Source organism: Haliea alexandrii (genome assembly GCF_003719295.1).
In the GTDB taxonomy this organism is placed as follows: Bacteria; Pseudomonadota; Gammaproteobacteria; order Pseudomonadales; family Halieaceae; genus Haliea; species Haliea alexandrii.
Map to the genome: position 1 here is coordinate 1690905 of NZ_RFLW01000001.1, position 25931 is coordinate 1716835.

Annotated in this window: 24 protein-coding genes; 12 read left to right on the top strand and 12 right to left on the bottom strand. The window is 62.2% G+C overall.

Annotation, left to right across the window (positions count from 1 at the left end; all coding sequences use genetic code 11):
* Positions 1 to 23: 23 nt before the first annotated feature.
* The 5 genes from EGJ68_RS07625 to EGJ68_RS07645 are packed head-to-tail and all read right to left on the bottom strand — an operon-like array spanning position 24 to position 4069.
* Entirely contained in the window at positions 24 to 872 is an 849-nt protein-coding gene (locus EGJ68_RS07625) for a glutamate cyclase domain-containing protein (protein WP_123033835.1), read from the bottom strand.
* Between the two features lie 5 nt (positions 873 to 877).
* Positions 878 to 1819: a 5-oxoprolinase subunit C family protein gene (locus EGJ68_RS07630; RefSeq protein WP_123033836.1), complete on the bottom strand. Its 942-nt coding sequence runs from the start codon at positions 1817 to 1819 to the stop codon at positions 878 to 880.
* Positions 1816 to 2514, bottom strand: a complete 699-nt coding sequence (gene pxpB / locus EGJ68_RS07635) for a 5-oxoprolinase subunit PxpB (RefSeq protein WP_123033837.1) — start codon at positions 2512 to 2514, stop codon at positions 1816 to 1818. The genes EGJ68_RS07630 and pxpB overlap by 4 nt, the downstream gene beginning before the upstream one ends.
* Entirely contained in the window at positions 2505 to 3254 is a 750-nt protein-coding gene (locus EGJ68_RS07640) for a 5-oxoprolinase subunit PxpA (RefSeq protein ID WP_123033838.1), read from the bottom strand. The genes pxpB and EGJ68_RS07640 overlap by 10 nt, the downstream gene beginning before the upstream one ends.
* A 29-nt stretch (positions 3255 to 3283) precedes the next feature.
* Positions 3284 to 4069: a putative hydro-lyase gene (locus EGJ68_RS07645; protein ID WP_123033839.1), complete on the bottom strand. Its 786-nt coding sequence runs from the start codon at positions 4067 to 4069 to the stop codon at positions 3284 to 3286.
* Between the two features lie 101 nt (positions 4070 to 4170).
* On the opposite strand from EGJ68_RS07645, the gene EGJ68_RS07650 reads away from it, so the two are divergent.
* The 4 genes from EGJ68_RS07650 (at position 4171) to EGJ68_RS07665 (ending at position 8731) form a co-directional block, all read left to right on the top strand.
* Positions 4171 to 5010, top strand: a complete 840-nt coding sequence (locus tag EGJ68_RS07650) for an acyl-CoA thioesterase (RefSeq protein WP_123033840.1) — start codon at positions 4171 to 4173, stop codon at positions 5008 to 5010.
* Between the two features lie 72 nt (positions 5011 to 5082).
* A complete protein-coding gene (locus tag EGJ68_RS07655; RefSeq protein ID WP_123033841.1) occupies positions 5083 to 6657 on the top strand; it encodes an acyl-CoA synthetase in 1575 nt (524 codons plus the stop codon).
* Positions 6658 to 6784: 127 nt separating this feature from the next.
* On the top strand, positions 6785 to 8458 hold the full coding sequence (locus EGJ68_RS07660; protein WP_123033842.1) for a DUF3336 domain-containing protein: 1674 nt from the start codon (positions 6785 to 6787) through the stop codon (positions 8456 to 8458).
* A gap of 27 nt (positions 8459 to 8485) precedes the next feature.
* Positions 8486 to 8731: a DUF2164 domain-containing protein gene (locus EGJ68_RS07665; RefSeq protein ID WP_123033843.1), complete on the top strand. Its 246-nt coding sequence runs from the start codon at positions 8486 to 8488 to the stop codon at positions 8729 to 8731.
* 3 nt (positions 8732 to 8734) lie between these two features.
* Here EGJ68_RS07665 and EGJ68_RS07670 read toward each other — a convergent pair whose 3' ends face one another.
* The 3 genes from EGJ68_RS07670 to EGJ68_RS07680 form a co-directional block, all read right to left on the bottom strand.
* Positions 8735 to 9367, bottom strand: a complete 633-nt coding sequence (locus tag EGJ68_RS07670) for a flavin reductase family protein (protein WP_123033844.1) — start codon at positions 9365 to 9367, stop codon at positions 8735 to 8737.
* A 9-nt stretch (positions 9368 to 9376) separates the two neighbouring features.
* A complete protein-coding gene (locus EGJ68_RS07675; RefSeq protein ID WP_123033845.1) occupies positions 9377 to 9751 on the bottom strand; it encodes a thiol-disulfide oxidoreductase DCC family protein in 375 nt (124 codons plus the stop codon).
* A gap of 102 nt (positions 9752 to 9853) precedes the next feature.
* Positions 9854 to 10873: a phosphotransferase family protein gene (locus EGJ68_RS07680; protein WP_123034115.1), complete on the bottom strand. Its 1020-nt coding sequence runs from the start codon at positions 10871 to 10873 to the stop codon at positions 9854 to 9856.
* A 240-nt stretch (positions 10874 to 11113) separates the two neighbouring features.
* Between EGJ68_RS07680 and EGJ68_RS07685 the strand changes: the two genes are divergently transcribed.
* Positions 11114 to 12754 carry a class I adenylate-forming enzyme family protein gene (locus EGJ68_RS07685; protein WP_233248712.1) on the top strand — a complete coding sequence of 547 codons (1641 nt, stop codon included), beginning with the start codon at positions 11114 to 11116 and terminating at the stop codon, positions 12752 to 12754.
* On the opposite strand, the gene EGJ68_RS07690 is transcribed toward EGJ68_RS07685, so the two are convergent.
* Positions 12755 to 13528, bottom strand: a complete 774-nt coding sequence (locus EGJ68_RS07690; protein WP_123033847.1) for a ferredoxin--NADP reductase — start codon at positions 13526 to 13528, stop codon at positions 12755 to 12757.
* A 113-nt stretch (positions 13529 to 13641) separates the two neighbouring features.
* Between EGJ68_RS07690 and EGJ68_RS07695 the strand changes: the two genes are divergently transcribed.
* Positions 13642 to 14526: a LysR family transcriptional regulator gene (locus EGJ68_RS07695; RefSeq protein WP_123033848.1), complete on the top strand. Its 885-nt coding sequence runs from the start codon at positions 13642 to 13644 to the stop codon at positions 14524 to 14526.
* The gene (locus EGJ68_RS07700) at positions 14523 to 15104 is read left to right on the top strand and encodes a SprT family zinc-dependent metalloprotease (RefSeq protein ID WP_233248713.1); all 582 of its coding nucleotides are present in this window, start codon (positions 14523 to 14525) and stop codon (positions 15102 to 15104) included. The genes EGJ68_RS07695 and EGJ68_RS07700 overlap by 4 nt, the downstream gene beginning before the upstream one ends.
* Positions 15105 to 15118: 14 nt before the next feature.
* Here the strand turns inward: EGJ68_RS07700 and EGJ68_RS07705 are convergent, their stop codons facing one another.
* The 3 genes from EGJ68_RS07705 to EGJ68_RS07715 form a co-directional block, all read right to left on the bottom strand.
* Positions 15119 to 17974, bottom strand: a complete 2856-nt coding sequence (locus tag EGJ68_RS07705; protein WP_158283559.1) for a DUF748 domain-containing protein — start codon at positions 17972 to 17974, stop codon at positions 15119 to 15121.
* 68 nt (positions 17975 to 18042) lie between these two features.
* Positions 18043 to 19041, bottom strand: coding sequence for an AraC family transcriptional regulator (locus EGJ68_RS07710; protein WP_123033851.1), 999 nt, complete (start codon positions 19039 to 19041; stop codon positions 18043 to 18045).
* Entirely contained in the window at positions 19041 to 20210 is a 1170-nt protein-coding gene (locus EGJ68_RS07715; protein ID WP_123033852.1) for a GGDEF domain-containing protein, read from the bottom strand. The genes EGJ68_RS07710 and EGJ68_RS07715 overlap by 1 nt, the downstream gene beginning before the upstream one ends.
* Positions 20211 to 20341: 131 nt before the next feature.
* Here EGJ68_RS07715 and EGJ68_RS07720 point away from each other — a divergent pair, with 131 nt between their 5' ends.
* Genes EGJ68_RS07720 through EGJ68_RS07740 form a run of 5 tightly spaced genes read left to right on the top strand, consistent with a single transcriptional unit; the run spans position 20342 to position 25906 of the window.
* Positions 20342 to 21517 carry an acyl-CoA dehydrogenase family protein gene (locus EGJ68_RS07720; RefSeq protein WP_123033853.1) on the top strand — a complete coding sequence of 392 codons (1176 nt, stop codon included), beginning with the start codon at positions 20342 to 20344 and terminating at the stop codon, positions 21515 to 21517.
* Between the two features lie 35 nt (positions 21518 to 21552).
* A complete protein-coding gene (locus tag EGJ68_RS07725) occupies positions 21553 to 22326 on the top strand; it encodes an SDR family NAD(P)-dependent oxidoreductase (RefSeq protein ID WP_123033854.1) in 774 nt (257 codons plus the stop codon).
* A gap of 12 nt (positions 22327 to 22338) precedes the next feature.
* Positions 22339 to 23472, top strand: a complete 1134-nt coding sequence (locus EGJ68_RS07730) for a CaiB/BaiF CoA transferase family protein (RefSeq protein ID WP_123033855.1) — start codon at positions 22339 to 22341, stop codon at positions 23470 to 23472.
* A 26-nt stretch (positions 23473 to 23498) separates the two neighbouring features.
* Positions 23499 to 24281, top strand: coding sequence for an enoyl-CoA hydratase/isomerase family protein (locus EGJ68_RS07735; RefSeq protein WP_123034116.1), 783 nt, complete (start codon positions 23499 to 23501; stop codon positions 24279 to 24281).
* A gap of 50 nt (positions 24282 to 24331) precedes the next feature.
* Positions 24332 to 25906: an acyl-CoA carboxylase subunit beta gene (locus EGJ68_RS07740; protein ID WP_199227951.1), complete on the top strand. Its 1575-nt coding sequence runs from the start codon at positions 24332 to 24334 to the stop codon at positions 25904 to 25906.
* The last annotated feature ends 25 nt before the right edge of the window (positions 25907 to 25931 follow it).

Consider the following 25931-nt stretch of genomic DNA (forward strand, 5'->3'; position numbering starts at 1 on the left):
CTTGTGTTGAGAGTGCCAAGTGCTCACGCCGCCGCCTCGAGAAAACCGGTGAGCGTGCGCAGCTGGCGGATGACCGATTCGCTCTCGGAGGGCGGCAGCCCATCTTCTGTGAGCGTGTTCCTGCGTGTGACACCATCCACGCTGCCGCGTTCGGACAGGTAGCGCAAGGTGGCCAGTGGCGAGAACTCGGCGAGCAGATCGCGTTCTGACCACAGGCCCAGGAACGCCAGCAGACCATAGGCACCCCAGTTGGAAACATCAGCGACCAGCAGCTCGTCACAGGGGGTGACTGATACCTGTATGTCCAACCCGGCGATGGCGTTGGCGATATTCCCCATGCCGATCTCATTGCCACCATCGCCAATCGCGATCGTGGGGCATTCCGCCAGGGTCAGGAAGGGGTCGAATACGCCGCAACCGGCGCTGATGTCCTCCCCGCGCATGTTGTAGTAGCGGCCATCGGCCGCCATCCCCGGGCGTTCGATAGAGATAATGGCGCTGGGTGCATGGGTCGCGAGCCAGCCGGCGGCGAGTGCCGAACCGTCATCCGCTGGCTCGCGCTCCAGCGGCAGGATCCGGTAGGCGCTCGCCAGCACCTGAGCCAGCGGTGTAGCACAGGCAATCATCGGCTCGGCGCCGAGCGCCTGCAGGGCCTGGTACAGGGCGATGGCGCCGACCGGGCCATCGGTCTCGAAGGTGCCCGCGACCGGAAAGCCGGTGCCGATCAATACGGTACCGCGGATATCGCGCAAGCGCTGTGCCGCACGCAGGTAGTAGCCCGCGGGAAGCGCGGCGCGGGCCACCTGCATTTGACGTGGATTGCGTGCCACCAGCAGGGTCTCAATGGCTTCGCTCAGGACTTGTTCGTCCACGGCGTTTACTCCTCAGGTGGTGATTGCAGTGGTATGTGTCGCATGCGCCAGTGTTGCAGGTGCAAGACGTTGTGTGCCGCATGGGGGCTGATGGCGGCAAAGTGCACGGTAGCGCCGGGCCGCAACTGGCTCATGCGGGCGGCATCGACCGAGAGCGCGGCGCCCAGCTTTGGGTAGCCGCCGATGGTCTGCCTGTCATTCAGCAGGACGATAGGCTGGCCATCGGCCGGTATCTGGATCGCACCCAGGCAAATGCCTTCTGAAACAATACCGGTAATATCGCCCTTGATGGGCGGGCCCTCCAGACGATAACCCATGCGATCAGCGCGCTGCGATACCGTCCAGGGGGAGCTGTAGAAGCGACGTTGCTGCAGCCTCGGAAAATGCGCCTGTTGGTAGCCCGGCACCACACGTACCGTCAGTTGCGCACCGTAATGGGGGCGCTCGGTCGCGGGCAGCTGCAGTCGTCGACGCTGTGTGTCCGGCCGGCACGGCAGAACATCGCCGGGCGCCAGTTTTTCGCCGCGCAGGCCTCCGAGTCCCTCGCGCAGCACGGTCGCCGTGCTGCCGAATTGCGGGCTTACCGCAAAGCCATCGACCACACCAATATAGTTGCGGCAACCGTGTTCAGCGTGGCCGAGCTGCACCCGGTCGCCGCCTTGAACACGGTGACTGGTCCAGAGATCCCGCGGCTGACCATTGATCAGCAGCGGCGCCTCGGCACCTGTTACACAGAGCAGTGTGTCGGTTTCCACATCGAGCTCCAGACCGCCAAAGCTACACTCTATCAACGTGCAGTTCGGATCGTTGCCGAGTAAGCGCTGACAGAGTAGAAACGCCTCCAGGTCCATGGGGCCGCCGGTGGTGAGGCCAAGATGGTGTTGGCCAAAGCGGCCGCGATCCTGCAGCAGGCTGAGCAGCCCCGGTTGCCGTACACACAGGCTCACGCGAGCTCGCCGCCCAGTTCGATAAAACGCTGCCGATCAATTGCGACAAAGCGCACGCTATCGCCCACGGCAACCGGCATGGGCGGATCCTGATGCGGATCAAACAGGCGTTGCGGGCAGTTGCCAATCAGGTTCCAGCCTCCCGGTGACACGGCGGGGTAGACAGCGGTCTGCCGGTCCGCAATTGCCACCGCGCCGCGTGGCACGCGCTGCCGCGGGGTCGTCAGTCGCGGCGCGGCGATACGTGAGTCGACGTGGCCGAGGTAGGCAAAGCCCGGTGCGAAGCCAATGGCATAGACGGTGTATTGGGTCGCGCAGTGCAGTGTGATCACCTCGGCCACAGTCAGGTCCGCCTCCCGCGCCAGGCGTTCCAGGTCAGCACCGGTTTCCGGGCTGTAGTACACGGGTAATTCGATCTCGCGGCCGCCGCCACCTGCGGTGGCGGCTTCGATGGTCCCTTGCAGCGCCTGCAAACGGTGCACAACGCTGAAATGGTCGGTGCGCAGGGCGTCGTAGATCACCAGCAGCGAGGCATAGGACGGCACCAGGTCGATCAGGTCTTCCTGCAGGGCCGCCCGAGCCGCCTCAGCCGCGGCGCGAACCTGAGCCGCCTCGCGGGGGCCGGGGGGCGCGGCGGCGTTCTCCTCCGCAAAGGAGATCAGCACGGCGTTTTCACCTGCATGTTTCAGCTGCATGGGTGTTCCGAACTTCCCGAGGTCAACTGCTGTATCTCCTCAATGGCCATGACCCCCTCGGGGTTGTCGCCGTGTACGCATAGAGAGTCCACGGCCAGGGCCAGCACCTTGCCCCCGCGGGTGGTGATGGTGCCGTGATCGAGCAATTGCCGTACCTGGGCCAGCATGTGCTCACGATCGTGCACTGCGCCCGGCAGGCGGCGCGACAGCAGCCGGCCGTCGTCCGCGTAGCAACGGTCGGCAAAGGCCTCGAACCGTAACGCAAGCCCGTGTTGCTGCGCTTCCTCGCGGTGGGCCTCAGCCTCGGGTGTCGCCTGTAGCATGAGCGCCAGGGGGCGGTGGTAACTGGCAACGCTGCGCATGACCGCGGCACGCACGGCGGGATCGACCATCATGTCGTTATACAGCGCGCCGTGTGGCTTGACGTAGGCCACCTGCAGATTGTGGCAGGCGGCCATGCCGTCCAGCGCGGCAATCTGATAGCGCAGGCTGCTGGCAAGTTCCTGCTCGCTCAGGGCCATGCTGCGCCGGCCGAAGCCCACCAGGTCCGGGTAGGCAGGGTGCGCGCCCACCTGCACCTCGTGGCGCGCGGCCAGCGCCAGTGTACGGTCGATGGTGAGCGGGTCGCCGGCGTGAAAGCCACAGGCGATATTGGCCTGGTCGATATGCGGCATAATGGCCTCGTCCATGCCCATGTGCCAGCTACCATAACTTTCGCCGAGGTCGCAGTTGAGGAGCATACGGTGGTTTCCTGTGGTAAGGGGCGCGATCAGAGCACGGCCAGCTGGCTATTGCGCAGGTCGGTGACCAGCATGCAGCCCGGGCTGTGGGTGATGGCAAGCGGCGGTTTTGCCTGCTCCAACGCGACCTGGGGCGTCACCCCGCAAGCCCAGAATACGGGCAATTCGTCTGCTGCAATTGTTACCGGATCGCCGTAGTCGGGCCGGTTGATGTCAGCGATGCCGATAAGGGCGGGGTCGCCGAGGTGTACCGGAGCGCCGTGCACCGAGGGAAAGCGGGTACAGATCTGCACTGCGCGAATCGCGTCGGCTGCGCGCATGGGACGCATGCTGACCACCATGTTACCGGCGAAAGGGCCTGCCGCTGTGCAGGGCAGGTTTGTGCGATACATGGGCACGTTCACCCCCTCGGACACATTGCGTACATCCAGCCCGTCGGCGATCAACGCCTCCTCAAAGGAGAACGAGCAACCGAGCGCAAAGGTCACCAGATCGGGCTGCCAGAGGACGCTCAGGTCGCCGAGTTCGGTCTCGAAAACGCCGTTGCGAAACAGCCGGTAGCGGGGTACGTCGGTGCGAATATCGATGTCTCCGAGTGGCGGCAGGGCAGGGTCACCCGGGGCGGCGGCAACGGCAATGAGCGGGCAGGGCTTGGGGTTGGCCTGGCAGAAACGGAGGAAGTCGTTCGCCCAGGCTTCAGGTAGAATGACGATGTTGCACTGAACGAAGCCGGGCGCGCAGCCTGAGGTATTCCCCGTGTGCTCACCCGCGCGAATGCGCTGGCGCAGTGCTGCTGGTGTTGGCGAAGCGTGCATCAGGATCCTCGCTGGGTTTGGATGGGCCTCGTGTCTGGAGCTGGCGGGCCGTATCCGGGATAATGCGCGGTTATATCAGTGCATCATAGTGGATTCACCTCATGCTCGACCAGTTGTTGCAGGTACTCACGCCACGTTTTGTCAGTGAGGATGTGTTCATCGCCGACAACATGCACCCGCGGGCCCCGCGCGTGTTCGGCGGTCAGGTTTTGGCACAGGCCTTGCGTGCGGCCGCGGCCACTGTGCCGGTCGAGCGGGCGGTGCACTCCCAGCACGCCTACTTCCTGCGCCCCGGAGATCCGGCCGAGTCGATCCGTCTGGAAGTGGATCGCGCGCTGGACGGGGGCAGCCTGAGTTCCCGGCGCGTGGTGGCCCTGCAGCGCGGCAAGCCGATACTGGTGTCATCGGTATCGTTCCAGACCACCGGTGCGAGTGCTGATTACCAGCGCACGGCACCCGAGGTGCCGCCGCCTGAGAGCCTCATCAGCGAGCGCCAGAAAGCGCTTGAAACCGGCGATTTCGATGATGCCTTTCCACTGGTCACGGGAGAAGATCTGGACGTACGCATGATCACCGTGGTCGACTGGCACAATCCGCGCCCATTGCCGCCGGTACTTTCTGCCTGGGTAAAGACCAACGGCTGCCTGAACGAGCCGGACGCCGTTCATGCCAGCCTGCTGGCCTATTTTTCCGACACGCTGTTGATCGACGTTTGCCTCGCTGCCACCGGTCGCTCTTACCTGCGTGATGACATTCAACTGGCGAGCCTGGATCACGCGCTGTGGTTTCACGGCCCCATCAGGGCGGATGAGTGGCTACTGCACACGGTGGAGGCGGAGCGCGTCGCCGCAGGTCGCGGTCTCGCCCACGGGCGTTTCTATAATCGCGAAGGGGTGCTGGTAGCGTCCGCATCGCAGCAGGGCCTGATGCGAGCGCGCTGATACATTGCCTCGCTGGATATCGCGTCTTATGATGGCGCGCTATCCCGCATAGCCAGCAGCAAGGATCGTGACATGCCACATCCAGCAATAACCGCAGAGACGTACCCCCACAAGCCAGCCATCATCATGGGCGCAACCGGCGAGGTAGTGACTTACGCCGAGCTCGACGAGCGCAGCAACCAGGCGGCTCAGTTGTTTCGCTCGCTGGGCCTGAAGAAAGGTGACCATATCGGCATGATGCTGGTGAACTGTCGCCAGTTCCTGGAAATCTGCTGGGGGGCCCAGCGAGCGGGGCTGATCTTCACGCCAATCAGTACCCACCTGAAACGTGATGAAACCGCTTATATCCTGGAAAACTGCGGGGCCAAGCTGTTCATCGCGTCTCACGCGCTGGCAGCTGTGGCAGGCGAAATTCTTGCGCTGGGCACCTCGCGCATCAAACACTATTTGATGGTGGATGGTATTCTGGACGGCTACGAGTCCTGGGATGACAGCATTGGCCTGCAGCCGGCCGAGCGCATTGCGGACGAGGCCAATGGTGTGCCCATGCTCTACTCATCGGGCACCACCGGCAAGCCCAAGGGCGTATTCCTCCCACCGGCCAGCGACGACGTCAATGCGGTGCACCCGCTGGCAGGCAGTCTGGGTGCGGTGTTTGGTTTTGGTGAGGAAACGGTCTACCTGTCACCCGCGCCGCTCTATCACGCGGCACCCTTGCACTACAACATGATGACCCTGTATCAGGGCGGCACCAGCGTGGTGATGGAGACGTTCGACGCCGAAGCTGCGCTGGCCCTCATTGAAGAGCACCGGGTAACACACAGCCAGTGGGTGCCCATCATGTTTGTACGTATGCTGAAGCTGCCCGAGGACGTGCGCGCGCGGTACGATGTCAGCAGCATGCAATTTGCCATTCACGCTGCGGCCCCGTGCCCGATTGAAGTCAAGGAGCAGATGATCGCCTGGTGGGGCGAGGTCATCGTCGAGTACTACGCCGCCAGTGAGGGCATTGGTATCACGATGATCGACTCCGCCAACTGGCTCACCCACAAAGGTTCGGTGGGTCCCTCGCTGATGGGATCGGTACATGTGGTGGACGACGAAGGAAACGAACTGCCACCGGGTGAAATCGGCACCATTTACTTCAGCGGTGAACAGGTCCAGTTCAGCTATCACGACGAACCGGGCAAAACGGCTGAGGCTTTCAACGAACGTGGCTGGGCGACCACAGGTGATCTGGGCTACCTGGACAAGGACGGTTTCCTTTACCTCACAGACCGCAAGAACTTCATGATCATCAGTGGCGGTGTGAACATTTATCCGCAGGAAATCGAAAACCTCTTGATCACGCACGGCAAGGTGGCGGACGTTGCCGTGTTCGGTATTCCCAACGAGGAGTTTGGCGAGGAGGTGAAAGCCGTGGTTCAGCCCATGAACTGGGCGGATGCGACGGATGAGGTGGCGATCGAGATCATGGAGTGGCTGCGCGAGCGCCTTTCACACATCAAACTGCCGCGCTCCCTGGACTTCCATCAGCAGTTGCCGCGTATGGACAATGGCAAGCTGTACAAGCGCCATCTGGTAGAGGAATACCGCGGTGTGCACCGGGATTTGCCGGAGCAAGAGGACAAGGACAAGCCCTCCTGACCACGTCGGGGCTGCCAGCAGAGCCGGTGTGCGGCGGTTTGGGTGCATAGCCTCTGGCCAGATTTAACCTGTATTGCCGGTGGCCTTTGCAGTATCCTTGGAGGAGTCTCCGGCAAAGAGGTAGCCCATGAGAACGTCCCGTAAACTCGCCCAGCTGGAACGCCAGATGGCGAGCTGTTCAAATTACGATGAGTGGCGTGAAGCCGCCATCGCGCACGACGAGCAGTCCGGCAAGCGCCGCTGGCGCGAGGTGGACCAGACGACGCAATACGACTACAGCCAGATCCGGCTGCGCCTCGACCGCTTGCGCAGCCTGCGCTCCCGCCACGATTATCAGGGCCTGCTGTTCACTCTCAACGAGGGCATTCACGGCAACATGGGTGGTATGGGGCGCAGCGCGCTCTACCAGAATGCCAAGTTCGGCACCAAGCATCTGATCGAACAGTACATTGACGAGGTGACCGATTCCCTGCGCTATCTTGCCGAGCTGGAGAGCGACGACGTCACCCTGCAGCAGAAGCTCGATTTCTTCTACCGTGCGAACATCTGCTTCGGTCGGTCAGCCCTGATGTTGAGTGGCGGCGGTGTGCTGGGTTTCTATCATCTGGGCGTGGTCAAGACGTTGCTGGAACAGGGCCTGCTGCCGCGTGTTATTTCCGGCTCCAGCGCGGGCTCTTTGGTGGCGGGCGTTGTGGGCTCCCACACGGACGAAGAGCTCCGGCATTTCTTCGATCCCGGCAACGTGCACTTCGAGGCGGAGCGTGAGGCGAGCGTTTTTTCACGCATGTTCTTCGGGCGCAATCCGCAAATTGATGTGCGCGACCTGGAGAACATTATCGCTCGCCTGATTCCGGAAATGACCTTTCAGGAAGCCTACGAAAAGACCGGGCGCCAGATCAGTATCACAGTTGCGCCGGCGGAAACACATCAGCGCTCGCGGCTGCTGAACGCCATTACGTCCCCCAACGTCTATGTGCGTTCGGCGGTGATGGCCTCCTGTGCGGTGCCCGGGGTATTCCCGCCCGTAATGCTGATGGCGAAGAACGTGCACGGCGAATCCCAACCCTACCTGCCGACGCGCAAGTGGGTTGATGGCTCCATCGCCGACGACCTGCCGGCGAAGCGGCTGTCGCGGCTGTTCAGCACAAACCACTATATCGTCAGTATGGTGAACCCCATTGCCACGCCTTTTTTGCGCGGCAACCACAAGAGCAATGGCCTCAGTGCGGCCCTGGGCACTCTGGGCGTGGGTATTGGCCGCGAAGTGCTCAATTTCTACCGCGGTGTGGTGCAAAAGAACGGCGACAACTGGCCGCGCTTCAACCTGTTGATGAACGGCATTCACTCCCTGATTGACCAGGAGTACAGCGGCGACATCAACATTGTGCCCAGTTTCCGCTGGTATAATCCGGCGAAGATTCTGTCCCACCTGTCCGAGAAGGAGCTGGTGGCGCTGATGGAGGGGGGCGCGCACTCGGCTTTCCCCAACATTGAGGCCATACGCATCTGCACCAAGATCAGCCGGGCGATGGAAGAGATTCTCAATCGCTTCGAGTACGGCGACCTGCGCCCCGATAGCGAAAAATACCGTCGACCGCGGGCTTCACGGCGCCGACCACCACCGACGCGGTCTGACCGTGAAGCGCAGCGCGAACAGCTGGCGGCACTTGATACTGCTCCGAAGAGCAAGCGTACGAGCGCCAAGGCGCGGGTGAAGACCCGGCGCAAGAGCCCGTCGCGGTCAGCTGCCGCCTCGGCCAAGAAAGACACGTCGGGAGAGCCGGGGCGAGCAGTTGCATGACGGTGTTGGCATGATTGAGGCGGAGGCGTGAAGGCGCCGGCGTTTTCGCGGGAACAGAAAGAGCGCATGGCGAGCAAGGTCAAGGGCTACCTGCGCGATGAATTGCAGCAGGAAATAGGCAGCTTTGATGCCGAATTCCTGGTGGACTTTCTGGCGGAAGAGCTCGGTCCCTATTTCTATAACCGTGGGCTGGCTGACGCCCGCGGTCTGCTCAACGAGAAAATGGCCGAGCTGGACTACCAGGTGCAGGAGCTGGAGCAGGCGGAGGATTAACGCTCAGTCAATGGGTCTCGGCGGCAGGTCCGGTTTCGCATAGGCCATGCGGCGCACGCGCGAAGTCGTGTAATAGCTGTCCAGCCCGCTCAGGGCCACGCTGTCCGCGGCATTGATATCGACGGCACCATCCTCGCCCAATGCCTCGTCAGGCACATCAACCAGTACCACTTCCCCAATCACCAGATGCGTATCGTTGATTTGCAGATGGTGATGTTCGCGCAGCTCCAGGCCCATGCGCACGGTGGCTTCGCGCACGAAAGGTGCTGCAAACCCCGTCACCCAATGCTCGCCGAGTCCGGTCGCGGTAAATTCGGACTGCTCTCGTGGATATCTCGCTGCGGTCTGGTGGGCCGCTTCAATGAAGTTCTGTTGCACGTGGTTGATGGTGTAGCACCGCGTGTCGAGAATATTTTCCAGCGTGTGGCGCTCAACCGGGCTGGGACGCACGATCAATGCCAGCAGGGGCGGGTGTGAGCCGAGGTGAACCACGGAGCTGATGATGGCCAGGTTGCTGTTGCCGGCGGCATCGGCGGTACCCACCAGGTTGGCGGGCTTGAAGCCACTCAGGGAGTTGATAAACGCGGCGCGGTAGCGAGACCCCATCGCGCCGATATCGTGTGCGGTGAAATGCATGTGTGCTTCCTATGAGGAGTACAGGCGCCGGTAGCGGCGCTCAGCCCAGAGCCGGTAAACCCGATCGGCTACGGGGCGTATCAGCGGCCAGCGCAGCCAGCGCCACAGGGGGCCCAGCCGGGTGTGTTGCCAGGCCGCAACGTTGGCATCAATGCCGGTTAGCCATTGGCCTTCCGCCGTGCGCAGGTGCAGCGTTTTCAGCAGCGTGTCCCGCGATGGCAGGGCGTCTGCGGGCACTGAACCGTCTGTCGGCTCCAGACTATTGACGGGCGGCAGGCAGTGAATATCTGCGAGCTGCAGCTGCGCATCACACAACTGGCCAAGTTTTGCCATTTCACGCGTGCACAAAGGGCAGTGCCCATCGTAATAGAGTGTATCGGGCATGGTAGTGTGCCGCCGCTGGTGATGGATGTGCCTCCATGTACGCGTGGTGGCGCCTGCTGGATGCATCTTGGCGGCGACTCAGGGCGGTCGCCACCACACATGTCAGCGGATGAGGTCAACGGCCAGCTGTGACAGGGGCCCCACCAGATTCGCCCTCGCGTCGGCTTCCTGGCTGGAGGCGGTGCCGATTAGCGCGCGCTTCTTGATACCCTGCACGATGGCGGCCAGGCGAAACAGCGAAAAGGTCAGGTAGAAGTTCCAGTTCTCGATTCCCGTGCGCCCGGTGCGTTCGCAGTAGCGCGCAATGTATTCCTCGTCCGTGGGAATACCCAGTGACGCACGGTCGACCCCGGCCAATCCTTTCATGCTGCTGTCGCGCGGCAGCATCCATGCCATGCACTGGTTGGCGAGGTCGGCGAGGGGGTGGCCGAGGGTGGAAAGCTCCCAGTCGAGCAGGGCAATCACGCGCGGCTCGGTGGGGTGGAACATCATGTTGTCCAGCCGGTAGTCGCCGTGTACCAGGCTCACGGTGCCGTCGTCCGCCGGCATGTTCGCCGGCAGCCAGGTCAGCAGGGTTTCCATATTGGCCACGGTTTCTGTTTCGGAGGCACGGTATTGTCGGGTCCAGCGCGCCAGCTGACGTTCGAAGTAGTTCCCGGGTTTGCCGTAGTCAGACAGGCCCACCGCGTCCACGTCGACATTGTGCAGCGCTGCCATGGTCGCGTTCATGGCATCGTAGATTGCACTGCGCTCCGCGTTGTCTGCGGCATCCGGCAGTACCGGGTCCCATAGGATACGGCCTTCCATGTATTCCATGACGTAGAACATCGAGCCAATGACCGATTCGTCTTCACACAACACGTGGGTTCGGGGCACGGGCACGTCCGTATTCTGCAGCGCACTGATGACCCGGAATTCACGGTCGACCGCGTGGGCAGAGGGCAGCAGCTCACCCGGCGGTTTCCGCCGCAGCACATAGGAGCGCCCGCCCGCGGTCAGCTTGAATGTGGGGTTTGATTGTCCGCCGGGGAATTTCTCTGCGGTGAGGCTGTCATCCATGTTGGGCAGGTGGTCTGCCAGGTAGGCAGAGAGACGCTTGGTGTCCAGTTGCTGCGAGCTCATGATCATCCCTTGGCTTGTGTTATTCAACGTGTAGTCTGGCGCGCTGCGCGGCGTGCCACAATGACGCGGGGCGACAATATTGTTGACCTGCGCCGACATCGTGGACGAGCGTTGAGCACACCAAGCGGTCGGGGTATGCTGCCGCTTCCTCACCAGCAGAAGTCTAACAGAGGTTTTACTGTGTACGAGCACTTGAAGCAGGCATGGCAAGAATTGACAGGGCCCGGGCAGCCATTTGAGGTGACAACCGAAACGGTGGGCGGTGTACCGATTCGCACCTTCAGCCACGCGCCGCCTTCCCTGCGTGAAATCTGGTTGAGTACCGCCGGGCATGCAGACAAGGACTACCTGGTATTCAGCGGCGAGCGCTGCACCTACAGCGAGGCGCACACGTTCACCGCCAGCATTGCGCGCTGGTTGCACGATGCGGGGGTAGGCCCCGGTGACCGGGTGGCGATCGCCATGCGCAATTATCCCGAGTGGATGCTCGCCTACTGGGCCGTCACGTCCATGGGGGCTGTGGTGGTGGGGATGAACGCCTGGTGGGTTGCGCAGGAAATGGCGTTCGCCCTTGAGGATTCGGCGCCGCAGGTACTGATCTGCGATCGTGAGCGATTGCAGCGGTTCAGTGAGATCCGTGAGCGCTTTTCTGCCATGAAGGTCGTTACGGTGCGCCTGCAGGACGAAGCGCCAGCCTGGGCGACAGACTGGGTTGAGGTCATCAATGCCAGGCCGGACCTGCCGGCGGTTGCGATCGCCCCGGAAGACGATGCCTGTATATTCTACACATCAGGCACCACCGGGCGCCCCAAGGGAGCGCGCCTCACGCACCGGGGCTGTGTTGCCAATGTGATGAATGTGGCGTTCATTAACACCGTTCAGCCCATGGCAGTGGCCTTGGCCAAGGGCACAACGCCGCCAGCGCCGGGTGCTTCTCCCGCCCCCAACTCCCTGCTGGCAACTCCGCTGTTCCATGTCACCGCCAATAACTGCGTGGCGCATGCCACCACCCTGGCCGGGGGCAAGCTGGTGCACATGTATAAATGGGATGCGGCGGATGCACTGCGGCTGATTGAAGAAGAGGCGATCACCACATTCAATGGTGTGCCCATGATGGCCAGGGAAATTCTCATGCATCCCGATTTTGCCCATCGCGATACCTCGTCGCTGCTGGTCCTTGGCGGCGGTGGTGCCGCGCTACAACCGGACCTGGTGGAGAAAATCCAGGCCCGTTCAGGGGCGGCGCGGCCGAATACGGGCTACGGCATGACCGAAACCTCGGGCATCATCGCCGCGGTGTCAGCTGACTTTTTTGTCGACAAGCCGTCCAGCGTGGGGCCCGCCGTGCCCACGTTGGAGGCCAAGTGCGTAGGGCCCTCCGGTGAGGATCTGGGCGCCGACGCCATCGGTGAGCTCTGGGTGCGCGGGGCGCCGGTCATCAAGGGTTACCTTAACCGCGCGGATGCGACCGCAGAGTCGATCACCGACGGCTGGTTGCATACGGGCGACATCGCGCGTATCGATCAGGACGGATTTATCTTCCTGGTCGACCGGGCCAAAGACATGGTGCTGCGGGGCGGGGAAAATGTGTACTGCGCAGAAGTCGAGAACGCGCTGTTTGCCCATGACGCCGTGGCCGAGTGTGTGGTGTTCTCGGTAGCGGATGAGCGCCTCGGCGAGGAGGTGGGGGCCGCGGTGTATCTGCAACCCGGCGTAGAGCTCGACGCCGCACATTTGCGAGCCCACTGTGCTGGTCAGCTCGCGCCCTACAAAGTGCCTCGGCATATCTGGTTTTTGCCGGAGCCGCTGCCGAGAAATGCCAATGGCAAGTTTCTCAAACGCGAGCTCCGCGAATCCCTGCAGGTCGCCGACGCGGTTTAATCAGCTTTCCACGAAGGCCCGCTCAATGACGTAGTGGGCGGCCTTGCCGTGGCGTGATTCCTGGAAGCCGCGCTCTTTGAGCAGTTCGCCCATGTCTTTCAGCATGCTGGGGCTGCCACAGAGCATAAAGCGGTCATGGTCGGGGTCGACTGGCGGCAGCCCCACATCGGCCGGCAGCTTGTCGCTGCGCAGGAGGTCGGTCAGACGGCCGGTATTGCGGAAAGCTTCGCGGGTGACGGTAGGGTAGTAGATCAGTTTGCCGCGAATCTCGTCACCGAGGTATTCATGCGCCGGCAACTCGCGGGTAATCGCGTCCTGATAGGCCAGCTCGCTCACGTTGCGGCAACCGTGCGCCAGGATGACCCGCTCAAAGCGCTCGTAAATGGCGGGATCCTTGATGATGCTCAGGAAGGGGGCGAGTCCGGTGCCGGTGCCCAGCAGGTAGAGGTTGCGCCCCGGCAAAAGGTTGTCGAGGATTAGCGTGCCCGTCGCCTTGCTGTTGACCAATAGTTCGTCACCGACGCGGATGTTCTGCAGCTGTGAGGTCAGGGGGCCATCAGCCACTTTGATGCTGAAGAACTCGAGCTGGTCCTCGTAGTTGGCGCTGGCCATGCTGTAGGCCCGCAACAGTGGCCGTCCCTCGCGTTCCAGACCAATCATGGTGAAGTGCCCGTTTTCGAAGCGAAAGCCCGGATTGCGCGTGGTCTTGAAGCTGAACAGGCGGTCTGTCCAGTGGTGTACCTCGGTAACGCGTTCACGCAGCAACGTCGCCATGTTCTTTCTCCCGAGTAGTTGTGTGCAGTGGCGCTACTGTAAGCACGGGGTATATATTGGTAAAACAGTTTTTATAAATATATGATAACGGTAAAACCGATATTGGAGCCTTTATGCGCTACACCTTGAGGCAGTTGGAGGTGTTCATTGCCACGGCGCAACACGAGAACATCAGTCGGGCGGCGTCGGACCTTGCCATGTCGCAGTCAGCCGCAAGCGGCTCGCTGCGCGAACTCGAGCAACAATTCGATGTGCAACTGTTCGACCGCCTCGGCAAGCGGCTGCGCCTCAGCGAGCTGGGGCGTCAGCTGCGTCCGGCAGCGGAGGAGTTGCTCGATCGGGCGCGCGCGCTGGAGCAGGGGATGCTGGGGGAAGAGGTCAGCGGACGCCTGCAGCTCGGCGCCACTCTGACCATTGGCAATTATCTCGCGGTCCCTATGATTGCGGCTTTTCGCACGCGCTTCCCGGCGGCTGATGTGGCGCTCAGCGTTGCGAATACGGCGGCCATCGCCGAGAAGGTGGCACACTATGAACTCGATATCGGCCTGGTTGAGGGGGAGCTGAGCCACCCCGATTTGAGCTGTGAACCTTGGCAGGCGGATGAACTTACCGTGTTCGCGGCGCCCGGCCACCCGCTGGCGCGGCGCCGCGCGCTCACTGATGACGACCTGCTGTCTCTGGAGTGGATTGTGCGGGAGCCGGGTTCCGGTACCCGGCAGACCTTTGATCGCGCCATGCATGGCGTCCTGCCCGCATTGCGTCTGGCCCTTGAACTGCAGCACACCGAGGCCATCAAACGTGCCGTGGAGGCGGGCCTGGGCGTGGGCTGCCTGTCGCGCATTAGCCTGGTTGAGGCCTTTGCCCGCGGCTCTCTCGTACCCTTGCGGGTGCCGCATCGCGATTTTACGCGGCGCCTGCATATTGTGCTGCACCGGCAGAAATTTCATACCGCTGCACTGCGCGAGTGGCTGGCACTCTGTCACGAACAGGCGTGGTGAAGCCGCACGCACATCGCGGTTACAATGGCGCCATGAGCAGCGACGACACATCCGCCCGCGTATCCATCGAGCCGATTGGCATGGCGCAACGTGCGCAGGTGATCGCTGCAACCCAGGCCTGGGTTGACCGTGCGGCGGCCCTGTTGGCGCAGCCACTTGCGCTGCCAACCGTACTTTTTGACTTAAGCGGCGGCAGTGCCGGCATGTTCCGGGCGCAGGGAGTGAACTGCAGTATTCGCTACAACCCCTGGATTTTTGCCCGTCACTTCGACGAAAACCTGGAACACACGGTACCGCACGAAGTGGCACATTATGTGGTTCACATGCGTCATCCCCGTCGACGCCTGAAGCCGCACGGGCCGCAGTGGCAGCAGGTGATGCAGCTGTTTGGGCGTCCGCCCCGGGTGACGTTTGATCTTGCGCTGGACGGTGTGCCGATGCGTCGCCAGCGCCGCCATCCCTACCACTGTGGTTGTCGCGAGCACGCGGTATCCACTGTGCGTCACAACCGCATGCGCGAGGGGCGCGCCCGCTACCTGTGCCGCTATTGCAGTGGCGTACTACGCCCCGTCGGCTGACGGCCGGCGCAGCTTCAGTCCACCGTTATCGCCAGCGCCACGCCGCTAAAGCGTTTCTCGGTGCTCTCTGCTTCGCTGGCAGTGACCTCCAGTCGCTCCGCCGGGATACCTGCATTGAGCAGGAAGTCTTTCGTGGTGGTGGCGCGCTGCGTGGCGAGTGCGGTGAGTGCCTCATCCGGCACCGGCCACTGATCACGGAGTATCCGCGCCTGTTGCAGCACAGACGGGCCCTCCGCGTCGGCGTCGGTTGGTTCTGGCGCGGGGACTTCGGCATAGAGATTTGTCACCACGTCCTCCCAGGCGCGGGTGCGGTCGCGGATGTCCTGTTCGCTCAGCCCGGCGTCGAGCAGCGCTGAGCGGGCAAGCTGGCGTTGCAACTGAGTGCGGTCACTGTCCAATTCCAGCCTGCCGCTGATCTGTAAAGACAGTTCGGGCCGTTGCTGCATCGCCGTAGCCAGATCCCGCAACTTGCCCTGACCATGGTCATCCAGTTCGCTGCTGCCGGCCGCGAAGTCCACGGTGTCCAGGTCCTCGCTGCTTCCCACCAGGTTTGCCAGCAGGGCAAAGGGTGCGGTGATGGCCTTGGTGAGCAAATTGACAAAAGCCCCGGCAATCACGCTGCCAAGGCTGAACTGGGGATTATTGACGTCGCCGCTGACCGGCACTGCAAGGTCGATCACGCCGTTGCTGTCGGTCAACAGGGCAATGCCCAGGCGGAGTGGCAGGTCCAGCGCTTTGCTGCTCTCAATGCGCTCTCCGAGCTGAAGCTGGTCAATCACGATCTGGTTGTTGCCTTGCAAGCGGTTGTTTGCCAGGCCATAGCGCAGGTCAACAGTCATCACACCGTCTTCGATGGCATAGCCTGCGTAGGTGCCTGAATAGGGCGTCAGGCGTGCCATATCGAGCCCGCGAAAGCGCAGCCTGAGGTCCAGTGAGGGCGGGTCCTGCAGGGGGCTTGCGGTGCCGGAAAGCGTTACCGGCGCATAGCCATCCACCGACCCCTTGAGGTCTACCGCCAAAGGCTGCCCCTTCCGGCTGCTCAGGTCGGTGATGGTGCCATCGAGATCACCGACCACCGTGCGGAAACGGATCGGCAGCGACTCATCGAGAAAGTCCACGGTGCTGTTGGCCACGAAAATCGCAGGTAGCTCTAGCGTCCAGGGTGCTTCCTGTGTGGTATCGGCAGGTTGCTCGGGTTCTTCGCTGGGCGGCGCTTGCGGGGTTTCTGTTGCGGCCTCCTGCGCCAACAGCCGTTGTACATTGAGCTGCCCGTCCTCCTGTATGTGCAGACGTCCCTGGTAGCCTTCTATGTGCATCTCGCTCAGGTTCACACTGCGAGCCAGTGGCTGCACATCGAGCCCCGTCCAGGACACGCTGTCCCAGCGCGTCAGCGCATCGTCGGCTCCGCGCAGGCGCATGGAAAAGTCGATGACGGCGCCATCGGCGTTGACAGTTTGGGGCAGGAATGACTCCAGCCGTACAGTGCCTGCGGTGCGCGCTTCGCCGCTGCCGATCTCGGCTCGCAGTACCGCGGGCAGGTTGGGTGCAAACCAGGCCAGCGGCAGGGACTCCAGCGCGAAAGCGACATCGCCTTCACCGGTGCCGGCATGCAGGGCGCCCGCGAGATCGAATTTGGCGGCATCATTGATTGCCAGCGACAGGGAGAAGGCCGATGGCTCCTTGGCGGGCCAGCGCACATCACGCAGTTCGCCGGTCAACGGTGTGACCTGCAGCAGGGCCGGCTCGGTGAATTCGCTGCGCCAGTGCACGGCGCTCTGCTCTATTTTCGCGAGTTTCAGCTGAAGCGACCAGTCGAATTCAGCGGGCTCTGTTGCTGGCTCTGGCGCACTGTCTGCCTCTGCTTCGCTGGGTGGGGGCAACAGCATTTCGGTCAGGCTGACACGGCTGCCTTCGCTCCAGCCACTGACGTCAAGCCCGCGTATTTTCAGCGCATCCAGGGTCGCGGTTTGAGGTGCACTGTCGACGTTGAGACCTGCAAGGTTCAGCGCCTGCAGCGCAATACCGGTGTCGGGCAGCTGTGCATCCTGGTTCGGAGTCAACGACAGGTCTCGAATACCCAAGGCGCCTCCCGCGAGGGTGTAGTGCAGTGCCTCGGACCAATCAAGCGTATAGTCGAGTTCCATATCGAGCTGGCCCCGCGCCAGGGCGAAGGTGACCCAAGGGCGCGCAAACCGCCACGCCGGTCGCAGGTCAATGTTTGTCAGCTGCAGTCGGCCGCTGCTTTGACTCGCCGGCAGCGAGACCTCTGCCTCCCACAGCAAGTGACCTCCGCCTTCGGTGCTTGCGCTCAGTCGATAAGGTTGACCCGCCTCCTTCACGGTAGACAGATTGGTCACCGCCAGGCTGAAGTCATTGATATGCGTGCTGTAGTCCTGCGGATGGCTGTTATCCGTGAAATCGATACGGCGCGCGCTGATGGACAGGTCGGCGATGGTGATACCCGGGGGAGGTGCATCGGGCTCGTCGTTGCTATCGGCGCGGTCAGCGGGCAGGAAGTCGGCAATATTCAGCTGGCCATCCTTTTTGCGCCGCAGGTGTATCGAGAGGTCTTGCAGTGCGACTTTATCGAGCACCAGGCTGGTTTGGATCACCGAGGCCAGCGACAGGTTCATTTCGGCGTAGCTGAAGGCCAGGAAGGGCTCACCGTCTGGCTCACTGAGGGCGGCGTTGCGGACCTGCAGCGCGAGCGTGAATGGGTTGAACAGAATCAGCTCGGAATTCAATTGACGGCCATACTGGTCCTGCAGAAATCGATGCGGCAGGATATTGAGCGCTGGCAACAGAATGAGCAGGCTGCAGGCGAGGTATACGGTATAGGCGATGATCATGCCTCTGACGGCACTGCGCACGGGTCAACCTCCGAAATCCATCGTGAGTCGCCACTATACGACAATTGATGTCGGGTCGCAGTGAGTGGCTATAAGCCCTTGCGGTAGGTGTAGGGAGTCAGCCCGGTCCAGCTCTTGAAAGCGCGGATGAATGCACTGGCTTCGGAAAAGCCCGAGCGGTGTGCGATCTCTTCAATGGATATGCCCTGCTTGCCGAGAAAGTGCAGGGCCGTGTCGCGACGCAGCTGGTTCTTGATGTCTTTGAAGGTAGTGCCCTCCGCGGCGAGGCGCCGGCGCAGGGTCTGCGGATGAATGTCGAGGGCGTCGGCCACGGTGCCAAGCTCGGGCATGTCCTGCAGGCTATGGCGAATCTGGTCACGCACCCGGGCGGTCCAGCTGTTGCGTGGAAAGTCCTGCGTCAGCATCATCAGCACCGGGTGACGCAGGTAGTGCCGCAGTCCCTGCTCGGTTTGGGTGATGCGCTTTTCCATCAGCGCTTTGGAGAACACCAGCTCGCTGTGCTGCGCGTCAAAGAATACCGGGTTGGCCAGGAACATGTGGCGGTAGTCTTCTGGTTGTGCGGCCGGCGCGTAGGTCAGGTTTACCGCCTGGATGGGCAGGTGTTCCTGTACCAGCCAGCTGCAGAAGCGGTGGGCATTGAACAGCATCAGCTCGACGGGCCAGGGTTCGAGGGCAGTACCCTCCTGGGTTTGCAGCCGCAGGCTCACCTGGTCGGGCTCTTCGATGAAGCAGGGCCAGGGCGAGGACTCAAATAGCTGGAAGAAGCGGCAATAGCGATTGAGTGCCTGGCCGAGCGTCTCGCAGCCGATCACGGCATGGCACATCATCGACCAGGTGCCGATGGGTAGACGCCGCGTGGCATACCCCAGGGTCTCGTCCTGCATCGCCAGCATGGTGCTCACCTGAAGATTGGCATAGCGCTCGATGGAAATACGCGCGCCCTTTTCCAGCATCAGGCGCGGAGAGATACGGTTCTTGCGCAGAAGCTCCATTGGGTCGAGACCAATCGCCACGGCGTTGCGCAGCACGGCGCGGGTGAAATAGACCGAAATGGACAGTTCACGCATCAGGTCTTTCCGCCATTGCGTGAAATCTGCAGTGGCCGATGCTCCACGGCGGCCACCCGGTTGCGGCCAGTGTGCTTGGCCAACATCAGGGCGCGCCGCGCATCCGCGCAGAGCTGCTCCAGCGTGCCCTCGGCGCGCGCGTCAGCGACGCCGAGGCTCACCGTCAACGGAATGGGGTGATCATCGATATGCAAGCCCACCGTCGCCAGGTGCTGCTGGATGCGCTCAGCGAGATTGCGCGCCCCCTCCAGCGTGGAGTTCGGCAGCACAGCGAGGAATGTGTCGTCGTCGTAGCGGGAAATGACATCGCTCGCGCGGCATTCGGTCTCCAGGCAGCGCGACACCTGTTGCAGTGCGCGGTCCCCCGCGCCATCGCCAAAGTTGCTGTTCAACTGTCGCAAATGGTCAATGTCCAGCATGATTGCCGCGGTTGGCTGGCCGTGCCGGGCGGCGTTGGCCAGAGTGACATGCAATGCACTTTCCAGGCCGCGACGGTTGAGCAGGCGGGTCAGCGGGTCCAGCGTATTCATACGCAGAAGTTGCTGTTGCTGCTCGAGCAGCATCGCCACGAGATAGCCGAGCATCACCAGCACATGGGCGGCGCCGTGCAGCGCCGCTGCGGTACCACCAAACGGCATGGCCGCTGCGCTCTGTAGCAGGCGCAGTGAGTCCAGCATTGCCAGAGCCAGGGCAATACCGGCAATCGCGACCAGCACATCACCCGCGTTGCCACCACGCCAGCTGCGGCGTGCATGCAGCAGGGCAATGGCGACGCCGAGCACTGCACTGGCGGCCGTGTAGAGCAGGGCAGCGTGTTGCGCTTGCAGTGCAAGCAGGCCCAGCGCGGCTGTCCCTGCCAATGCAGCGATTGCAGCACGGCCGGTGCGGGCCTCGCTGCGCTGCATCCCGGCCAGCAGCAGCAGGGTGCTGCTGAGCAGCGAGGCGGCAAAGGCGACGCCCGGCGGCAGGCTCAAAGCGGTGAATTGCACCACTGACACCGCGGCTGCCGCCAGCAGCAACAAGAGGAAGTACAGGGTGAACAGGCCCAACCCTCGCGGTGGTGTGCGCACACCGCTGAGAACATGCAGAATGAACAATTGTGATGCTACGAGGGCCAGTATGGCGCCGCAGAGGAGAGGGGTGATCGTATCAAGCAGGCTGCTGGTCATGTCTGGCTTGGGCTCGGCCGTAGTGGGCTGTTAGTTTAGGTCAATAAAATTGTCTGCACGGGTCATTGTTGGCCGGTTCCGTGCTCACCATACTGGTCGCTTATTTCGGTTACCACCAGAGGCAACAAAACATGCTGCAACGCGATTTTACGGATGAACAAAACATGTTCCGCGATGCCTACCGCAAGTTTCTCGCTGCGGAGATTGTGCCACATATGGAGGCCTGGCGAGAGGCGGGTATTGTCGATCGCGCCGCTTTTCGCAAAGCGGGCGATCAGGGCTTCCTGATGGTGTGGCCGGAAGAGAAGTACGGCGGCATGGGAGACCCCGACTTCCGTTTTGAACAGATCATCATCGAAGAGACCGCCTACGCGCGTGCCGGCGACTGGTACAGCACTCTGCACAGCCGCTTGGTCGGGCCCTACTTCACGCGCTTTGGCAGCGAAGATCAATGCCAGCGCTTTTTGCCTCGCTGTGTCAGCGGCGAGTGCATACTCGCGATTGCCATGACCGAGCCCGATGCGGGTAGCGACCTCGCTGGCATGCGCGCTACCGCGGCAGAGCAGGGGGACCACTGGGTGTTGAATGGCTCCAAGACCTACATCTCAAACGGCATAAACGCTGATGTGGTGATTGTTGCGGCAAAAACCGATCCCGAGAATAACCCTCACCACATGACGCTGTTTCTCGTAGAACGCGGCATGGAGGGGTTCGAGCGTGGTCGCAACCTGAAGAAAATGGGGCTCAAGGCACAGGACACGGCGGAACTGTTCTTTAACGACGTCAAGGTGCCGAAAGCCAATGTGTTGGGCGAGCCGGGCAAAGGATTCATCTACCTGATGGAAGGATTAGCCGAGGAGCGCCTGATCGGGGCCTGCGGCTATTTGTCAGCCGCCCAGCTCTCCTGGGATTTGACGGCAGAATTTGTGCGCGAACGCAAGGCGTTTGGCAAGCCGCTGGCGGCGTTCCAGAACACCCAGTTCAAGCTGGCGGAAATGCGCACAGAACTCGATATCGCGCAGATTTATGTCGACCAGTGCGTGCGCGCGTTCAATAATGGCGCCCTGACGGCTGTGGATGCCGCGAAGGCCAAGCTGGTCACCAGCGAGCTGCAAGTTGCCGCGGCTGATCTGGGTGTACAGCTGCATGGCGGCGCCGGTTTCATGGATGAATACCCCATCAGCCGACAGTGCACGGATGCCAAGATCGCAACCATTTATGCGGGCAGCTCCGAGGTGATGAAGATTATCATCAGCCGCGATTGCCTGTCGGACAACTACACGCCGTTCAACACACGGAATTTCTGACCACCGCAACCCAGTAGACGCAGCAGGAGAACATCATGGATCTGACAGGAAAAGTAGCCATCGTCACAGGCGGCGCGTCCGGTTTGGGCCGGGCCACCGTCGAGGCCTATGTCGCCAAGGGCGTCAAGGTCGCCATCTTCGACATGAACGAGGCCAACGCGCAGGACGTCATCAACAGCCTCGGCGCAGACAATGTCGCGTTTTGGAATGTCAATGTGGCCGATGAAGAGTCGGTGCGTGACGCCGTGGCAGGCGTGGTGGAAAAATTTGGCGCCCTGCATATCTGTAACAACTACGCCGGTATTGGCAGCGCCTGCAAGACCCTCGGCAAGAATGGGCCGTTCCCGCTGGACCAGTTCCTGCCGGTGATTAACGTCAACCTGGTGGGCACCTTCAACGTGGCGCGCTACGCTGCCGAGCAGATGGCCAAGAATGCGCCGGTGAATGGTGACGACGGGCGGGGCGTTATCATCAACACGGCGTCGATCGCGGCGATGGAAGGGCAGGTGGGCCAGCTGGCGTACAGCGCCAGTAAAGGGGGTATCGTTGGCATGACATTGCCGATGGCGCGCGATCTGGCCAGTTACGGTATTCGCGTCAACACGATTGTCCCGGGCCTCATACACACGCCGCTGTTCGAGAGTCTGCCGGAAGCCGCATACAACTCCTTGGCCAGCAGCGTCTGCTACCCGCGCCGACTGGGTCGCGCCGAGGAGATCGCCCATTTGTCCGTGTTCATTGCCGAGAACGATTATGTGAATGGCGAGTGTATCCGCCTGGACGGTGCCATTCGTATGCAGCCTCGCTAGGGAGATACCACCATGGGACCTTTGAACGGTTTTACCGTAATCGAGTTGGCCGGCATAGGCCCGGCTCCCATGGGCGGCATGATGCTGGCCGACATGGGAGCCGAGGTGATCCGCATCGAGCGCGCCAATGCGGCGGACCTGAAGCAGCTGAAGGATGTCAGCGCGCGTGGCAAGAAGTCTGTTGTACTCAATCTCAAGCAGCCGGAGGGCGTTGAGACCCTGCTGCGCATGGTCGAGAATGCGGATGTGGTCATCGACCCGTATCGCCCGGGTGTTTGTGAGAAGCTGGGTATTGGCCCAGATGTCTGCCTTGCCCGCAACCCGCGACTGGTGTTCGCACGCATGACGGGTTGGGGGCAGGATGGCCCCCTGGCGCGCGCCGCTGGCCACGATATCAACTACATTTCACTGACCGGTGCACTGTTCGCAACCGGTCGGCGCAACGAGAAACCGGTGCCGCCATTGAACCTGGTGGGCGACATGGGCGGTGGCGGCATGTTGTTGGTCAACGGCGTGCTGGCCGCCCTGCTGGAGACTGCCAACTCCGGCAAAGGTCAAGTGATTGACGTCGCCATGGTCGATGGCGCCGCGCAGTTGATGTGGATGTTCCACGGCTTTGAGGCCGTTGGCGCCTGGGACGCCACACAGCGCGAGGCGAACTTGCTGGACGGTGCGGCACATTTCTATGACACCTACGAGTGTGCTGACGGCCGTTACATTTCTCTCGGTTCGATTGAGCCGCAGTTCTACGCGCTGTTGATGCAGCTGGCAGATTTGCCGGACGCTGAATTCGGCAATCAGCATGATGCGGCGCGCTGGCCGGAGATGACCGAGAAGCTGGCAGCGGTCATCAAACAGAAGACCCAGGCAGAGTGGTGTGAGCTGATGGAGGGTACCGATGTGTGTTTCGCCCCCGTACTCTCATTTACGGAGGCGCCCGGTCACCCGGCCAATGTGGCGCGTAATACCTATGTCGAAGTCGATGGCGTGACCCAGCCGGCACCGGCGCCGCGCTTCAGTCGCACCCCGTCGAGCGTTGCGCATGGTCCGCATGGGCTGGGTGAAGATACGGTCTCAACCTTGTCCGCTATGGGTTTTGCCGAAAGCGAAATTCAGGCGCTCCGCGAAGCGGGCACCATTGGCTAAGTACGCAAGCAGCAAGGATGGACACTATGGCAAATTACGACACGGTGACGGTGGAGCGTTTCGAACGGGTGGCCCTGGTCAGTTTCAATCGGCCAGATAGCCTGAACGCATTCAATGCGGCGCTGCGAGCCGACATATTGCAGGCCGTGGAGAAAGTGAATGCCGATCCTGATATTCGCGTGGCGGTTCTCACCGGAGCGGGGCGAGCGTTCTCGGCCGGCGCCGATCTCGCCGAAGTTACAGGTGCAGATTTTGACGTTGAGAGCCAGCTGAACCAGGAGTACAAGCCGGTCCTGATGGCAATCCATCAGGCCCCGATGCCCTGGGTTAGCGCTGTCAATGGCGCAGCAGCAGGTGTGGGCAGCGCCTTCGCCATGGGGTGTGATCTTACGGTCATGGCTGAGAATGCCTACCTTTATCAGGCGTTTGCGGCGATCAGCCTGGTGCCGGATGGCGGCGCCACCTGGCACCTGGCGCGTACCCTTGGGCGTAAACGCGCTTACGAGTTGATCGTGACCGGCGAGAAACTCCCGGCACAGCGCTGTCAGGAGCTCGGGCTGTGTAACCGTGTCGTGGCGGCAGACACCCTGGTTGCCGATGCTCTGGCCTGGGCACAGGAACTCGCAGCAAAGGCGCCGCTGGCGTTGCGCTATGCCAAGGAGTCGCTGAACTTCGCGCTGGAGCAAGAGCTTCCTGCCACGATTTCCGAAGAAGCCCGCCTGCAGAAGATCTGTATCGGCAGCGCCGATGCGACGGAAGGGGTGGAAGCATTTATTGGCAAGCGTGCCCCCGTCTGGCAGGGGAAGTAGGCTGCGCCCACGACGCATTAGCGCTGGGTCTTGACCATGATAGACACCCCGTGAAGGATTCACTGCGACCCGAGTTACAGGCCCTGCGCGAGCGTTTGCAGCGCACCGGGGACGAGTACCGCGACGAGGCCCGAAAGCGGCGCCACGCTGCGGGGTATCGCACGGCACGCGAGAACCTCGACCACCTGGTGGACGCGGGCAGCTTTCAGGAATACGGTCAGCTGGCTGTCGCCGCCCAGCGCACGCGCCGCGACTATGTTGAGCTGCAGAGCAGCACCGCGGGTGACGGCATCATTACCGGCACGGCAACAATCAACGCCGATCAGGTGGGTGCACAGGCCGCGCGTGCGGCGGTTGTGGTCAACGATTATGCGGTCCTCGCCGGCACGCAGGGCTTTTTTCATCATCGCAAGCTGGACCGCCTGTGCGAACTGGCGGAGGAGCATGGGTTGCCGGTCATCATGTTCACCGAGGGCGGCGGCGGCCGGCCGGGTGATACCGATGTGCTCACGCACATCGCTGGCCTGCACGTAGCGTCATTCAGTACCTGGGCACGTCTCGCAGGCAAGGTGCCGCGCATTGCCGTGAATAACGGTTACTGTTTCGCGGGCAATGCCGCGCTCTTTGGCTGTGCCGATTTCACCATTGCCACAAAGACATCGTGGATTGGTATGGCAGGGCCGGCCATGATTGAAGGGGGCGGCCTGGGCAAGGTCGCGGCCACGGACATCGGCCCGCTGGAAGAGCAGCTGAAGAATGGCGTTGTGGACATTGCGGCACATGACGAAGCGCATGCCACGGCCCTGGCGCAGCAGTTACTGGGCTATTTCCAGGGGCCGCTGCAGGCCTGGTCATGCGCCGGGCAGGAGCCCTTGCGCGACGCCGTACCGGAGGACCGCCGTTGGGCCTATCCTGTGCGCACGGTGATTGAAACCCTGGCCGACACGGGTTCATTCCTGGAACTGCGCCGGGTGTATGGGCGCAGCATCATCACCGGCTTTATCCGCCTCGAAGGGCTGCCGGTTGCACTGATCGCCAACGACTGCCAGCAACTCGGCGGTGCCGTGGACGCTGAGTCGGCGGAAAAAGCCGCGCGATTCCTCGGCCTGTGTGATGCCTTCGGATTGCCGGTGCTGTCGTTGACCGACACGCCGGGCTTTATGGTGGGGCCGGCGAGTGAGCGACAGGCGGCGGTGCGCCGCATGTCGTCCCTGTTTATCACGGGTGCCAGCCTGCAGGTACCGGTTGTGGCAATTTTTCTGCGCAAGGGCTACGGCTTGGGCGCCATGGCCATGACCGGCGGCAGTTTTGTCGCGCCTGTCTACGCCGCCGCCTGGCCCACCGGCGAGTTCGGCGGTATGGGGCTCGAGGGCGCGGTGCGCCTGGGTTTCCGCAAAGAGCTGGAGGCGGTGGACGATCCCACAGAACGCGAGCGCTTGTTTGATCAGCTGCTGGCGAAGATGTACGAAGCGGGCAAGGCGTCGGAAGCCGCTTCATTTCTCGAAATCGATGCCGTGATTGACCCCGCGGAGACGCGTGCGACGGTACTCCGGGCACTCTGTGCGGCGGGTGTCTGTCCTCCGTCAGCAGGCCCATCGGGTTCCAGCCCGCGCCATGGCGCCTGATTACTCATTTTTAGGGAGAAAAAGC

What these genes read in the sequence shown, in the direction of transcription:
- pxpB (WP_123033837.1), bottom strand. Translation starts at nt 2,514, where the DNA reads ATGCAGCTGAAACATGCAGGTGAAAACGCCGTGCTGATCTCCTTTGCG.
- EGJ68_RS07640 (WP_123033838.1), bottom strand. Translation starts at nt 3,254, where the DNA reads ATGCTCCTCAACTGCGACCTCGGCGAAAGTTATGGTAGCTGGCACATG.
- EGJ68_RS07645 (WP_123033839.1), bottom strand. Translation starts at nt 4,069, where the DNA reads ATGCACGCTTCGCCAACACCAGCAGCACTGCGCCAGCGCATTCGCGCG.
- EGJ68_RS07650 (WP_123033840.1), top strand. Translation starts at nt 4,171, where the DNA reads ATGCTCGACCAGTTGTTGCAGGTACTCACGCCACGTTTTGTCAGTGAG.
- EGJ68_RS07655 (WP_123033841.1), top strand. Translation starts at nt 5,083, where the DNA reads ATGCCACATCCAGCAATAACCGCAGAGACGTACCCCCACAAGCCAGCC.
- EGJ68_RS07660 (WP_123033842.1), top strand. Translation starts at nt 6,785, where the DNA reads ATGAGAACGTCCCGTAAACTCGCCCAGCTGGAACGCCAGATGGCGAGC.
- EGJ68_RS07670 (WP_123033844.1), bottom strand. Translation starts at nt 9,367, where the DNA reads ATGCATTTCACCGCACACGATATCGGCGCGATGGGGTCTCGCTACCGC.
- EGJ68_RS07675 (WP_123033845.1), bottom strand. Translation starts at nt 9,751, where the DNA reads ATGCCCGATACACTCTATTACGATGGGCACTGCCCTTTGTGCACGCGT.
- EGJ68_RS07680 (WP_123034115.1), bottom strand. Translation starts at nt 10,873, where the DNA reads ATGAGCTCGCAGCAACTGGACACCAAGCGTCTCTCTGCCTACCTGGCA.
- EGJ68_RS07690 (WP_123033847.1), bottom strand. Translation starts at nt 13,528, where the DNA reads ATGGCGACGTTGCTGCGTGAACGCGTTACCGAGGTACACCACTGGACA.
- EGJ68_RS07695 (WP_123033848.1), top strand. Translation starts at nt 13,642, where the DNA reads ATGCGCTACACCTTGAGGCAGTTGGAGGTGTTCATTGCCACGGCGCAA.
- EGJ68_RS07710 (WP_123033851.1), bottom strand. Translation starts at nt 19,041, where the DNA reads ATGCGTGAACTGTCCATTTCGGTCTATTTCACCCGCGCCGTGCTGCGC.
- EGJ68_RS07715 (WP_123033852.1), bottom strand. Translation starts at nt 20,210, where the DNA reads ATGACCAGCAGCCTGCTTGATACGATCACCCCTCTCCTCTGCGGCGCC.
- EGJ68_RS07720 (WP_123033853.1), top strand. Translation starts at nt 20,342, where the DNA reads ATGCTGCAACGCGATTTTACGGATGAACAAAACATGTTCCGCGATGCC.
- EGJ68_RS07725 (WP_123033854.1), top strand. Translation starts at nt 21,553, where the DNA reads ATGGATCTGACAGGAAAAGTAGCCATCGTCACAGGCGGCGCGTCCGGT.
- EGJ68_RS07730 (WP_123033855.1), top strand. Translation starts at nt 22,339, where the DNA reads ATGGGACCTTTGAACGGTTTTACCGTAATCGAGTTGGCCGGCATAGGC.
- EGJ68_RS07735 (WP_123034116.1), top strand. Translation starts at nt 23,499, where the DNA reads ATGGCAAATTACGACACGGTGACGGTGGAGCGTTTCGAACGGGTGGCC.